The sequence below is a fragment of the Candidatus Erwinia dacicola genome, from assembly GCF_001756855.1.
Lineage (GTDB): Bacteria > Pseudomonadota > Gammaproteobacteria > Enterobacterales > Enterobacteriaceae > Erwinia > Erwinia dacicola.
On record NZ_MAYS01000434.1, the window covers coordinates 1 to 12916 of the forward strand.

The 12916-nt window shown below is 54.2% G+C and carries 13 protein-coding genes and 3 pseudogenes; 11 read left to right on the forward strand and 5 right to left on the reverse strand.

From position 1 onward, the window contains the following. Window positions 1-403: 403 nt before the first annotated feature. On the reverse strand, window positions 404-1006 hold the full coding sequence (locus BBW68_RS11730; RefSeq protein WP_070135503.1) for a peroxiredoxin C: 603 nt from the start codon (window positions 1004-1006) through the stop codon (window positions 404-406). Between the two features lie 197 nt (window positions 1007-1203). After that, window positions 1204-1776 (reverse strand): annotated as a pseudogene (locus BBW68_RS11735) (ACP phosphodiesterase). Window positions 1777-1879: 103 nt separating this feature from the next. Here BBW68_RS11735 and queA point away from each other — a divergent pair. The 5 genes from queA (at window position 1880) to secF (ending at window position 7351) form a co-directional block, all read left to right on the forward strand. After that, entirely contained in the window at window positions 1880-2947 is a 1068-nt protein-coding gene (gene queA, locus BBW68_RS11740) for a tRNA preQ1(34) S-adenosylmethionine ribosyltransferase-isomerase QueA (RefSeq protein WP_070135514.1), read from the forward strand. Between the two features lie 72 nt (window positions 2948-3019). After that, on the forward strand, window positions 3020-4150 hold the full coding sequence (gene tgt, locus BBW68_RS11745; RefSeq protein ID WP_070135504.1) for a tRNA guanosine(34) transglycosylase Tgt: 1131 nt from the start codon (window positions 3020-3022) through the stop codon (window positions 4148-4150). Window positions 4151-4167: 17 nt separating this feature from the next. Further along, the gene (gene yajC, locus BBW68_RS11750; protein ID WP_070135505.1) at window positions 4168-4497 is read left to right on the forward strand and encodes a preprotein translocase subunit YajC; all 330 of its coding nucleotides are present in this window, start codon (window positions 4168-4170) and stop codon (window positions 4495-4497) included. A gap of 27 nt (window positions 4498-4524) precedes the next feature. After that, complete coding sequence (secD, locus tag BBW68_RS11755; RefSeq protein WP_083264889.1) at window positions 4525-6372, forward strand: protein translocase subunit SecD; 1848 nt, start codon at window positions 4525-4527, stop codon at window positions 6370-6372. A 10-nt stretch (window positions 6373-6382) separates the two neighbouring features. Then, entirely contained in the window at window positions 6383-7351 is a 969-nt protein-coding gene (gene secF / locus BBW68_RS11760) for a protein translocase subunit SecF (RefSeq protein WP_070135507.1), read from the forward strand. An 88-nt stretch (window positions 7352-7439) separates the two neighbouring features. On the opposite strand, the pseudogene BBW68_RS11765 reads toward secF, so the two are convergent. Continuing rightward, window positions 7440-7979: pseudogene (locus BBW68_RS11765) on the reverse strand (DUF3251 domain-containing protein). Window positions 7980-8316: 337 nt separating this feature from the next. On the opposite strand from BBW68_RS11765, the gene nrdR reads away from it, so the two are divergent. The 6 genes from nrdR (at window position 8317) to pgpA (ending at window position 12402) form a co-directional block, all read left to right on the forward strand. Then, entirely contained in the window at window positions 8317-8766 is a 450-nt protein-coding gene (nrdR, locus tag BBW68_RS11770; protein WP_070135508.1) for a transcriptional regulator NrdR, read from the forward strand. A 4-nt stretch (window positions 8767-8770) separates the two neighbouring features. Beyond that, on the forward strand, window positions 8771-9874 hold the full coding sequence (gene ribD / locus BBW68_RS11775) for a bifunctional diaminohydroxyphosphoribosylaminopyrimidine deaminase/5-amino-6-(5-phosphoribosylamino)uracil reductase RibD (protein ID WP_070135509.1): 1104 nt from the start codon (window positions 8771-8773) through the stop codon (window positions 9872-9874). Window positions 9875-9981: 107 nt separating this feature from the next. Then, a complete protein-coding gene (gene ribH, locus BBW68_RS11780; RefSeq protein ID WP_070135510.1) occupies window positions 9982-10452 on the forward strand; it encodes a 6,7-dimethyl-8-ribityllumazine synthase in 471 nt (156 codons plus the stop codon). 16 nt (window positions 10453-10468) lie between these two features. Next, window positions 10469-10888 (forward strand): transcription antitermination factor NusB, encoded by a 420-nt coding sequence (gene nusB, locus BBW68_RS11785; protein ID WP_070135511.1) that lies wholly within the window; start codon window positions 10469-10471, stop codon window positions 10886-10888. 52 nt (window positions 10889-10940) lie between these two features. Next, window positions 10941-11918 (forward strand): thiamine-phosphate kinase, encoded by a 978-nt coding sequence (gene thiL / locus BBW68_RS11790; RefSeq protein ID WP_070135512.1) that lies wholly within the window; start codon window positions 10941-10943, stop codon window positions 11916-11918. Further along, window positions 11896-12402, forward strand: a complete 507-nt coding sequence (pgpA, locus tag BBW68_RS11795; protein ID WP_102135788.1) for a phosphatidylglycerophosphatase A — start codon at window positions 11896-11898, stop codon at window positions 12400-12402. Before thiL ends, pgpA begins: the two co-directional genes overlap by 23 nt. Before the next feature lie 49 nt (window positions 12403-12451). Here pgpA and BBW68_RS11800 read toward each other — a convergent pair. Beyond that, a pseudogene (locus BBW68_RS11800) lies at window positions 12452-12679 on the reverse strand (aldo/keto reductase); the annotation flags it as partial. Window positions 12680-12689: 10 nt separating this feature from the next. Further along, a partial coding sequence (locus BBW68_RS16825) for an integrase core domain-containing protein (RefSeq protein ID WP_148127650.1) occupies window positions 12690-12916 on the reverse strand: 227 nt, incomplete at its 5' end.

The following is a 12916-nucleotide window of genomic DNA, read 5'->3' on the forward strand; positions in this document are numbered from 1 at the left end:
CTCTGGTCGTTCTTCAGCAACAACTGCCCACTGCTCAACAACCTGTTCATGGTTAGGAGATTGAATCGCCTCTTCTGAGAGCGCCTAGCCATGAATGTCAGAACGAACTATCCCTTTGATGCTGCGGTCGTGCATAGGTTTACTACTCTGGCAGTATGAAAATGCAGTTTTTGTCGTATTTTTAATCTGAAAGCCATCTTTCAGGCACACTGATCCGGAGCCGGTGCCTGAAGCCATCTTTTTTTCGCCATCCGATGCAGCCTGTCAGAGAGCATTTTGGTGGCCGTGCTTGAACAGGAGCTTTGCAGGGCGCGGTATGTACATGAAAGGCGATGCGGAGGAGAGAGTAAAGCACGGGCAAAAAAAAGCCCGCCGAAGCGAACTTTTTTGAAAACGGCAGCGATTACAGCTTAGCTGCGTTCTCGGACAAGTACTTAGCCACACCCTCTGGAGATGCACCCATACCTTCTTTTCCTTTTTCCCACTGAGCCGGGCACACTTCGCCGTGCTCTTCGTGGAACTGCAGCGCGTCAACCATGCGCAGCATTTCATCAACGTTACGGCCTAGTGGCAGATCGTTAACAACCTGGTGGCGAACCACACTGGCTTTGTCAATCAAGAAAGAACCACGCAGAGCAACGCCCGCATCCGGGTGCTCGATGCCGTAAGCTTTCTGGATTTCACGTTTGATGTCAGCAACCATCGCGTACTGAATTTCGCCGATGCCGCCTTTATCAACTGGAGTTTTGCGCCATGCGTTGTGCACGAACTCTGAGTCGAAGGAAACGCCTACTACCTCCACGCCGCGCTTCTGGAATTCTGCATAACGCTTGTCGAAAGCGATCAGCTCAGAAGGGCAGACGAAGGTGAAGTCCATTGGCCAAAAGAACACAACGGTGGCTTTACCGGCGGTGTGTTCTTTAAAATTGAAGTTTTCTATGATCTCACCGTTGCCCAGCACGGCTGCGGCGGTAAAATCAGGGGCTGGACGAGTTACCAAGACCATGTTCACTCCTGTAGAAGTAAGTTGGAATAAGGGGACAAAACGCAGACAGTATATGATCTGCGTCACATTGATAACCAGCACTAAACGCCGATTTTTGAGATAAATTGTACCTATCAAAAATCTTTCAACAATAGAACAGTTTCATACAATAACCCTTTTTTATAAAAAGGGCAAGGTGTAAAACTGCGTTCGCCTGTTTACAGCGCTTTCTGCACTGCCTCTGCCATCATGCGCGGATAGAACTGCCAGAAAAATCTTCAAGATTTTGATAGTTATCAATAAAATCTTAGTAACTCTCTGCAAGTGCTGTCATCAGTGGGCGATGACTGGCCATGCCACGCAGCACATTTTGCAGATAAGCGGCCTCCGCACAACGCTCCATCCAGCGCTGCTGCCATAAATAGCGGTTAAGATTCTGGAACGGCTCCGGCGTGTTGGCTAATTTCGGGGCGATCACATTTCTGGCATCACGTAAAAAATCTGGCAGGGAAATTTCCGGCACCAGTTTATCCCAGTGTAATGACAGAACATGATCCCAGATAATATCTAGGGTAATCGGTGCGACGCGGCGGGTTTCCGTACGGAAAAACTGGCGCGCCGCAGGTACCTCTGGCAGAAAGTCGGTCGATTACATCGACGCGGCGATTCATCGCGATGCCGTCAGCGATCGGTTCTGGCTACTGCGGATAGGGGGTGCCGCGAACGCAATCGGCCATCAGATTGCCAAGCAGCAAGCTGCCAGCTAGGTGATGGTGTGCAAGATAGTTCATGAGATGATTCTATCCCACTTTTTGCAAAGTTTACGCAGATTGTTTAGCTATGGTTAGTTTTCAGCTAGAATGTGCGCCCTGATTTCCCAGACTGTGAATGATCATGCGCGTTGCCGATTTTACCTTTGAGTTACCTGAATCTTTGATTGCCCACTACCCGCAGGCGCAGCGCAGCGGATGCCGTCTGCTGAGCCTTAACGGCCCGATCGGTGTGCTGTCGCACGGGGTTTTCACCGATTTATTGCACAAACTCAATCCTGGCGACCTGCTGGTATTCAATAATACGCGGGTGATCCCGGCGCGTATTTTTGGCCGCAAGACCAGCGGTGGCAAGATTGAAGTGCTGATCGAACGCATGCTCGATGACACCCGCGTGCTGGCCCATGTGCGCTCCTCGAAAGCGCCGAAGCCTAGCACAGCGCTGCTGCTCGGCGACGATGAGAGCGTGCAGGCGACGATGGTTGCTCGTCACGATGCGCTGTTCGAAATAGAATTTAACGATGCGCGCCCGGTGCTGGATATCCTTAACGCCATCGGACATATGCCGCTGGCGCCGTACATTGATCGCCAGGATGAAGATGCCGACCGCGAACTGTACCAGACGGTTTACAGCCAGAAGCCGGGTGCGGTCGCTGCCCCGACCGCCGGCCTGCACTTTGATGAGCCGCTGCTAGAAGCGCTGCGGGAAAAGGGGATCGAGACGGCTTTCGTCACGCTGCACGTCGGGGCAGGCACTTTCCAGCCGGTGCGCGTCGACATCATCAAAGATCACATTATGCATGCCGAATATGCCGAAGTGCCGCAGGACGTGGTCGATGCGGTGCTGGCCTGTAAGGCACGTGGCAACCAGGTGATCGCGGTTGGCACCACCTCGGTACGCTCGCTGGAGAGCGCGGCGCAGACAGCACAAGACGCGCTGATTGGCCCGTTCTTCGGCGATACAAAAATCTTTATCTACCCGGGCTATCACTATCAGGTGATTGATGCGCTGGTGACCAATTTCCACCTGCCAGAATCAACGCTGATTATGCTGGTATCGGCGTTTGCTGGCTATCGTCACACCATGCTTGCTTATCAGCAGGCGGTGGCAGAGCAGTACCGTTTCTTCAGCTATGGCGATGCCATGTTTATCACCCGAAATCCTGAGGCTTACGCCGAGATCCCGTGTTAGTAATCTTCCCGGACAGGACACTCCCGTCCTTTATAACCATTTGCATCGGACTGTTTATCCGCTGGAGGCGATGTGAAGTTTGAATTAGACACAACTGACGACCGCGCGCGTCGTGGCCGCTTGGTTTTTGACCGTGGAGTGGTAGAAACCCCGGCATTTATGCCCGTGGGCACTTACGGCACCGTAAAAGGCATGACTTCGGAAGAAGTACAGGATACTGGTGCGCAGATCATCCTCGGCAATACCTTCCATTTATGGTTGCGTCCGGGCCAAGAGATCATGAAATTGCACGGCGATCTGCATGACTTTATGCAGTGGAAAGGACCGATCCTGACTGACTCCGGCGGCTTCCAAGTCTTCAGTCTGGGCGACATTCGTAAGATCACCGAAAAGGGCGTGCACTTCCGTAACCCGATCAACGGCGATGCAATCTTCCTCGATCCAGAAAAATCGATGGAAATTCAGTACGATCTCGGCTCTGATACCGTGATGATTTTCGATGAATGCACACCGTACCTAGCCGACTGGGATTACGCGAAGCGTTCGATGGAAATGTCGCTGCGCTGGGCGCAACGTAGCCGCGATCGCTTTGATTTCTTAGGAAATAAAAATGCTTTATTTGGCATAATCCAAGGCAGTGTTTACGAAGATTTACGAGATGTGTCAGTTAAAGGACTGGTAGAGATTGGCTTTGATGGGTACGCTGTGGGCGGATTGGCGGTCGGTGAGCCAAAGGAAGATATGCACCGTATTCTGGAACACGTCTGCCCGCAGCTTCCTCAGGACAAACCGCGCTATCTGATGGGCGTCGGTAAGCCACAGGATCTGGTGGAAGGCGTGCATCGCGGTATTGATATGTTTGACTGTGTGATGCCAACGCGTAACGCGCGTAACGGCCATCTGTTTGTGACCGACGGGGTGGTGAAAATCCGCAACGCGAAGTACAAAGATGACACGTCGCCGCTGGATGCTGAGTGTGATTGCTACACCTGTCGCAATTACAGCCGTGCATACCTGTATCATCTTGAACGCTGTAACGAAATTTTGGGTGCGCGTCTGAACACCATCCATAATCTGCGTTACTATCAGCGCCTGATGGCCGGTTTACGCCAAGCTATCGAAGAAGGTAAGTTAGAGCACTTCGTTACCGAATTCTACCAACGGACGGGGTTGGCGGTTCCGCCATTACCGTCTGGTAATTAAACAATGAGGGAAATTTAATGAGCTTTTTCACTTCTGATGCCGTGGCAGCCGCAGCTCTATCTCAGGGAAGTCCTTATTCTCTGGTGATCATGCTGGTGGTATTTGGCCTGATTTTCTACTTCATGATCCTGCGCCCACAGCAGAAACGTGCGAAAGAGCACAAGAAACTGATGGACTCCATCTCTAAGGGTGATGAAGTGCTGACCACCGGTGGCTTGGTAGGTCGCGTGACCAAAGTAGCTCAAACTGGCTATGTTGCTATCGCACTGAACGATACCACTGAAGTTGTGTTTAAACGTGACTTCGTAGCTGCCATTTTGCCGAAAGGTACCATGAAGGCGCTGTAATCTTCTGATTTCCCTAAGGGAACTGCCGTGTTAAACCGTTATCCTTTGTGGAAGTACATCATGTTGATCATCGTATTACTCGTCGGTCTGCTGTATGCACTGCCCAACCTGTATGGTGAGGATCCGGCTGTTCAGGTCACTGGTGCGCGCGGAAGCGCCTCCAGTGAGCAAACGCTGGTTCATATCCAAAATGCATTAAAACAAAATAATATCCAGAGCAAATCACTGGCACTGGAAAATGGCGCTATTCTAGCGCGTTTCGCTAACACCGACGTGCAGCTGCGCGCGCGTGAAGCGATTATGCAGGCTCTTGGCGAGAATTACGTAGTGGCGCTTAACCTCGCCCCGGCCACTCCAACTTGGCTCGCAATGCTGGCTGCAGAACCGATGAAGCTCGGTCTCGATCTGCGCGGCGGCGTCCACTTCCTGATGGAAGTCGATATGGATACCGCTCTGGGTAACCTCCAGGAGCAGAACATCGACAATCTGCGTAGCGATCTGGGTGATAAAAATATTCCTTACATTAACGTGCGCAAGACCGAAAACTACGGTCTGGAAATTCGTTTCCGTGACGCAACCGCACGCGACGAAGCGGTGAGTTATCTGACTGGCCGCCATCGCGATATGGTTATCAACAGCAGCGGCAGCAGTGCCCTGATGGCGGTAATGAGCGATGAGCGTATGAGTGAAGCCCGTGAATATGCGGTTCAGCAGAACATAAACATTCTGCGTAACCGTGTAAACCAGCTTGGCGTAGCAGAACCATTGGTACAGCGTCAGGGTTCTGACCTTATCGTGGTTGAACTGCCGGGTATTCAGGATACGACACGTGCTAAAGAGATCCTCGGCGCGACAGCGACGCTGGAATTCCGTCTGGTCAACACCAGCGTGGATGCCACCGCTGCAGCTAACGGCCGCGTACCGGGTAACACTGAAGTGAAAAATGCGCGCGATGGTCAGCCAGTGGTGCTGTACAAGCGTGTGATCCTCACCGGTGACCATATTACCGACTCCACCTCAAGCACCGATGAATACAACAAGCCCCAGGTCAATATCTCCTTGGACAACGCTGGCGGTAACATCATGTCCAACTTCACCAAGGACAGCCTCGGCAAAGCGATGGCAACCCTGTTTGTTGAGTACACAGACAGTGGGAAAAAAGATGCCAACGGTCGTGCGATTCTGGTGAAGCAGGAAGAGGTGATTAACGTGGCGAACATCCAGTCCCGACTGGGTAACAGCTTCCGTATTACCGGTATCAACAACTCGAACGAAGCCCGTCAGCTGTCGCTGCTGCTGCGTGCCGGTGCGTTGATTGCGCCAATCCAGATTGTGGAAGAACGTACCATCGGTCCAACCATGGGTGCGCAGAACATCACTCAGGGTCTGGAAGCCTGCCTGTGGGGCCTGATCGCTTCCATCGTCTTTATGGTGGTTTATTACCGTAAGTTTGGTGTGATCGCCACCTCTGCACTGGTGGCGAATTTGGTATTGATCGTTGGAATCATGTCACTGCTATCAGGCGCAACCCTGACCATGCCGGGTATTGCTGGTATCGTGTTAACGCTGGCGGTAGCCGTTGATGCCAACGTACTGATTAACGAACGTATCAAGGAAGAGCTGAGGAATGGACGTTCCATTCAGCAGGCAATCCATGAAGGCTATAAGGGCGCGTTCTCCAGTATTATTGATGCCAACGTCACGACGCTGATTACCGCGATCATTCTGTATGCTGTGGGCACCGGCTCGATTAAAGGCTTTGCGATCACCACCGCTATCGGCGTTGTGACCTCGATGTTTACTGCCATCGTCGGTACCCGCGCCATCGTAAACCTGTTGTACGGCGGCAAACGCATCAACAAGCTGTCTATCTGAGGAGTGCGATGTGGCACAGGACTATAGCGTTGAACAACTGAACTACGGCCGTAAAATCCATGATTTTATGCGCTGGGACAAAGTGGCCTTTACTCTTTCGGGGCTGCTGCTGCTTGCTTCATGCCTGATTATGGGCCTGAAGGGATTTAACTTGGGGCTGGACTTCACCGGTGGTACGGTGATTGAAATTACCTTGGAAAAACCAGCTGATATCCAGCAGCTGCGCAGTGCACTGGAGAAATCCGGCTTCGTCGATCCGCAGGTACAAAACTTCGGCAGCAGCCGCGACGTGCTGGTTCGCATGTCGCTGAACGAAGGCAATGTTGGTCAGGAGATGGGCAACAAGGTGGTGACTATCATCAACCAAGCTAGCCAGCAGAATGCCACCGTTAAGCGTATTGAGTTCGTCGGCCCGAGCGTGGGTAGCGATCTGGCGCAGGCGGGCGGTATGGCGCTGCTGGTGGCATTGATTGCCATCCTGATTTATGTTGGCTTTCGCTTCGAATGGCGTCTGGCACTGGGAGCGGTACTTGCCCTAGCGCACGACGTGGTGATCACCATGGGGATACTCTCACTGTTCCACATTGAGATTGACCTGACCATCGTGGCGGCGTTGATGTCGGTTATCGGCTACTCGCTGAACGACAGTATCGTAGTATCGGACCGTATTCGTGAGAACTTCCGCAAGATCCGTCGCGGCACGCCTTACGATATCGTCAACGTCTCGCTGACGCAGACGCTGAGCCGTACCATCATGACCTCTGCCACGACGCTGGTGGTGGTGCTGATGCTGTTTATTTTCGGCGGTGCGCTGCTGGAAGGCTTCTCGCTGACCATGCTGATCGGTGTTTCCATTGGTACCGTTTCTTCAATCTATGTGGCTTCGGCGCTGGCATTGAAGTTGGGTATGAAGCGTGAACACATGCTACAGCAGAAAGTGGAAAAAGAGGGCGCAGATCAGCCTTCGATTCTGCCTTAATGCGTTCCTGCGGCGGCGTAGAGCGGGCGGACCGAAAAAAGGTCCGCCCCTACAATTTCAAAGGCTGCATCGGGTGATGTGGCCTTTTTTATGGCGCGGTTTTCACCACCACATCATGGCTGCACACATAGCCCAGCTGCTCCGGCAGCAGGTTGCTCAGGCGCAGCGAGACCGTTTCTTCACTCTTCGGCAGCAGCGCACTGTCGACCTGAATCTGCTGTGACTAGCTGTCGACGGTTAACGGCTTACCGGTTGCGGTGTCCAACTCACCCCATTGCACTTCGGTGGTGAAGGCAGGGAGCGGGACATCATTGGTGGCATGAATGTGCAGAATCGCATGAATGCCATTGGCTTCCGCCTCCACATGGCTTAGCGACAGCTTAAGGTCACCGGTCTAGCTTTTCAGCACCACGCGCAGGAACAGCTAGGCACCCTGCGCAGAGCCGCTATTGAGATTACCCTGCCTTTCCAATGAGCTGGTGCGATTCGTCAGCTGGCGCATCTCTTGGCTCAGCTTTCCGACCTCATTATGCAGCTGATTGATTTTTGGCTGCGGCGGCGTGCCGGCAAATCCTGCCAAAAGCAGCAGAGAACTGACCAGCGAAAGTTTGAGATAAACCGTTGTCATTGTTCATTTCTTTCTGATTAAACCGATTTACTTTATCCTAGAGCAAACGGGTCTGAACCGCCCGCAGATAAATCCTGTATATAGGCTGTGTCTTGCAATTGTGCGGGAGCCCCACTGGCGGTCAAATTCGCTTGTAGCAAGGCGAGAGTTGCGCCATTGGGTAAACCCAATAAGCGGCGAACAACGCAGAGACAAGCGAATTTTGACCCAGCCCTGCGGGTCGCAGCCTAGTTGCGCAAGCCGCATAAAATTGGCGCTGATTTGCCAAGCTGGCTTTGGCAGCAGGACGCGATCGCGGTACACTAACCGCTAATTTTCAGGATTATCAGGACGCGACATGCATTGCCCATTCTGTTCCGCCGTGGATACTAAAGTGATCGATTCCCGCTTGGTCGGTGAAGGCACCTCCGTGCGCCGCCGCCGTCAGTGCTTGGTGTGCCATGAGCGTTTTACCACGTTTGAAATGGCGGAGCTGGTGATGCCGCGCGTGGTGAAGAGTAATGATGTGCGCGAGCCATTCAATGAAGACAAGCTGCGCCGCGGGCTGATGAAGGCGCTGGAGAAGCGCCCGGTCAATTCCGACGCGGTAGAAACCGCCCTCAGCCACATTAAAAGCCAGCTGCGCGCCACCGGTGAACGCGAAGTTACCAGCAAGCTGATCGGTGGGCTGGTAATGGATGAGCTGAAAAAACTGGATAAAGTTGCCTATATCCGCTTTGCTTCTGTTTACCGCAGCTTTGAAGACATTCGTGAATTTGGCGAAGAAATTGCCCGCTTACAGGACTGACGCGATGCGTGATGAAATCTACATGGCCCGCGCGCTGAAACTGGCGCGTCGCGGCCGCTTTACCACCATGCCGAACCCTAACGTCGGCTGCGTGATTGTGCGCGACGGCGCAATCGTCGGCGAGGGCTATCACCTGCGCGCCAGTGAACCGCATGCGGAGGCGCATGCCCTGCGTATGGCGGGGGAGCGCACCAAAGGGGCCACCGCTTACGTTACGCTCGAACCGTGTAGTCACCATGGGCGCACGCCGCCGTGCTGTGATGCCCTGATTGCCGCGGGCGTCAGCCGCGTGGTTGCCGCCATGCAGGACCCAAACCCGGAAGTGGCGGGCCGTGGTCTTTATCGTTTGCAGCAGGCGGGTATTGAAGTCAGACACGGGTTGATGATGCAGGAAGCGGAAGCGCTGAACCGTGGCTTCCTCAAGCGTATGCGCACCGGATTCCCGTGGGTGCAGCTCAAGCTGGGGGCATCGCTGGATGGTCGTACGGCAATGGCCAGCGGCGAAAGTCAGTGGATCACCTCACCCCAGGCGAGGCGCGATGTGCAGCGGCTGCGCGGGCAAAGTTCGGCAATCCTCAGCACAAGCGCCACGGTGCTGGCGGATAATCCTTCCTTGGCCGTGCGCTACGAGGAGCTAGACAGCAGCACTCAGGCGGAGTACCCGGCCAATCTGCTGCGCCAGCCGGTGAGAATTATCGTCGATAGCCAGAATCGCGTCATGCCCGAGCATCAATTGATTGCACAATCGGGTGAAACTTGGCTGGCACGCACGCAGTGTGACGAGCAAAGCTGGCCGGAGAACGTGACGCAGTTTTGCGTGCCGCGTCATAATGAGCGTCTCGATCTAGTGTCGATGATGCTGCTGCTCGGCAGAAAACAGATTAACAGCGTCTGGGTGGAGGTCGGAGCACAGTTTGCCGGGGCGCTGTTGCAGGCCAGAGTGGTGGACGAGCTGATCGTCTACCTAGCGCCAAAGCTGCTCGGCGATGCCGGGCGTGGCCTGTGCCACCTGCCGGGCCTAGAACAACTGGCCGCCGCCCCGGCTTTTGCCTTTAGTGATATTCGTCAGCTGGGGCCCGATTTACGCCTCACGCTGAGTCCGTTATGACGGTTTCTGCAAAAACAAGCAGACCGCCGAAGAGTGTGATAGAATCTGCCCCCCCTGCGCCTGCGGGCCAAAGCCAAAACGCCAAACAGAACCCCGAAAGGAAGATTATGAACGTTATTGAAGCTGCTGTTGCCACCCCTGATGCGCGCGTTGCCTTGATTATTGCGCGTTTCAACAACTTTATCAACGACAGCCTGCTGAGCGGTGCCATCGATGCCCTGAAGCGTATCGGCCAAGTGAAAGATGAAAACATCTCCATCATCTGGGTTCCGGGCGCTTACGAACTGCCAATGACTGCTCGTGCCGTGGCGAAAGCCGGTAAGCATGATGCGATTGTGGCACTAGGCACGGTGATCCGTGGCGGTACTGCTCATTTCGAATATGTGGCAGGTGAGGCCAGTTCTGGCCTAGCTAGCGTTGCCATGAACAGCGATATCCCGGTTGCCTTTGGCGTGCTGACGACGGAAAGCATCGAGCAGGCCATTGAACGCGCCGGAACCAAAGCGGGTAATAAAGGTGCCGAAGCAGCCCTGACCGCTCTAGAAATGATTAACGTATTGAAAGCCATCAAAACCTGATTTTAAGGGGAATTTCGTGAAACCTGCTGCTCGTCGCCGCGCCCGTGAATGTGCTGCTCAGGCACTTTACTCTTGGCAAATCTCCAAAAATGACATCACTGATGTCGAATACCAGTTTCTGGCGGAACAGGACGTTAAAGACGTCGATATTACTTACTTCCGTGAGTTGGTGAGCGGCGTTGCAACTAACAGTGCATACCTCGACGGTCTGATGAAACCTTACCTGTCGCGTCAGCTTGAAGAGCTTGGCCAGGTGGAAAAGGCCATCCTGCGTATCTCACTGTTTGAACTCAGCAAGCGTTCAGATGTTCCTTATAAAGTGGCGATCAATGAGGGGATCGAGCTGGCCAAAGTGTTTGGTGCTGAAGACAGCCATAAGTTTGTCAACGGCGTGCTGGATAAAGCCGCTCCGCAGATCCGCCCAAACCGCAAATAATTCTCTGAGACCGCTAACCCGGCCTCTTCTTTATATACTCCCGGAATGCACTATGGCATGTGGCGAATTTGAACTGATCGCGCGTTACTTTGACCGCGTGACAAGCTCCCGTCGCGATGTGGAAAAAGGCATCGGCGATGACTGTGCGCTACTCAGCATACCTGAAAAACAGACTTTGGCTATCAGCACCGACACGCTGGTAGAAGGGGTTCACTTCCTGCGCGATATCCCCCCCGTCGATCTCGGTTACAAAGCCCTAGCCGTCAATTTAAGCGATCTCGCGGCGATGGGGGCCGATCCTGCTTGGTTAACGCTGGCGCTGACGCTGCCGGAAATTAACGAACCGTGGCTCAAGGATTTTAGCGACAGCTTGTTTGAACTGCTTGACTACTACGATATGCAGCTGATCGGCGGTGACACTACGCGTGGGCCGCTTAGTATGACGCTGGGTATCCACGGACTGGTGCCGCAGGGCAGAGCGCTGAAGCGCAGCGGTGCGCGTGTCGGTGACTGGATCTACGTGACTGGCACGCTGGGTGACAGCGCGGCGGGGCTGGAACTACTGCACCACCACGTAAAAATCAACGATCCGGCAGCGCACGAAGCGTTGATAAAGCGCCATCTGCACCCGATGCCGCGCATTTTGCAGGGCCAGGCGCTGCGCGATCTGGCCAGCTCAGCTATCGATCTCTCTGATGGGCTGATTTCCGACCTCGGTCATATTCTCAAAGCCAGCGACTGTGGCGCACGCCTTAATCTGGACACGCTGCCGCTGTCGGCGGTGATGAAGCAGCACTTCGAGCCGCAGCAGGCCATCAGCTGGGCGCTGAGCGGTGGCGAAGATTATGAGCTGTGCTTCACGGTGCCGGAGATTAACCGCGGCGCGCTCGACGTGGCTCTGGGCTATCTTGGCGTGCCGCTCACCTGTATCGGTCAGATTGCTCCGCAGTCTGAAGGCCTGATGCTGTTGCAGAACGACAAGCCGGTAAAATTCAACCTGAAAGGATTTGACCATTTTGGCACGCGCTAAGGATGTGGCGAAAAGTCGCCTGAAGATGAGTAACCCGTGGCACTTGCTGGCGACCGGTTTTGGTAGCGGGTTAAGCCCGTGGATGCCGGGCACCATGGGCTCCGTTGCCGCGATCCCGATCTGGTATCTGATAAGCTTCCTGCCACAGGATCTCTACTCGCTGGTGGTACTGCTGGGGATCTGCATTGGTGTCTACCTGTGTCACCGCACGGCGAAAGATATGGGCGTGCACGATCACGGCAGCATTGTCTGGGATGAGTTTATCGGCATGTGGATCACGCTGATGGCGATCCCGGTTAACATCGGGCAGTGGGTACTGGCCGGTTTTGTAGTTTTCCGTGTGCTGGATATCTGGAAGCCGTGGCCGATCCGCTGGTTCGACCGTAACGTGCACGGCGGCATGGGTATTATGGTGGATGATATTATCGCCGGGATGATCTCTGCCGGGATTTTATTTGCGGCTACGCGCTACTGGTCGATCTAAATATTCCGGGTCGGGCATGCCCGACCCTTACACGATACGCCGTTATCCGTTACTCAAATTCCACCACGCGATGCGGCTGATACACGCTCTCCAGCTCGAAAATCTCTTCCTGCGATAACTCTACCTCTACCGCTTTTACCAAGTCGGCCAGCTGTTTGCTGCGCGATGCGCCGATAATAGGGGCGGCGACGGCCGGTTTGCTCAGCAGCCAAGCCAGTGCAACCTGCGCCCGGCTGACGCTTTTATCGTTGGCTATATTGGTCAGCCGTTCGGCAATCGTGTAGTGGTCAACTAATACTGGCCACAGCATTAGACTGTAAGTAGTACAGCCGCTCAGATTCGTTGGGCGTCAGACCGCCGTTATACCAGTGGGGCCTGATAGCGCTGTAATATCCCGTTATATAGCGGATTATCGCGCCCTGGGCTTCGCTGAAGCTGTTATAGCCCTTCGTCGGCACCCATTCGGTCTTCAGGCTCCGGAAGAACCGCTCCATAGGGGCGTTATCCCAGCAGT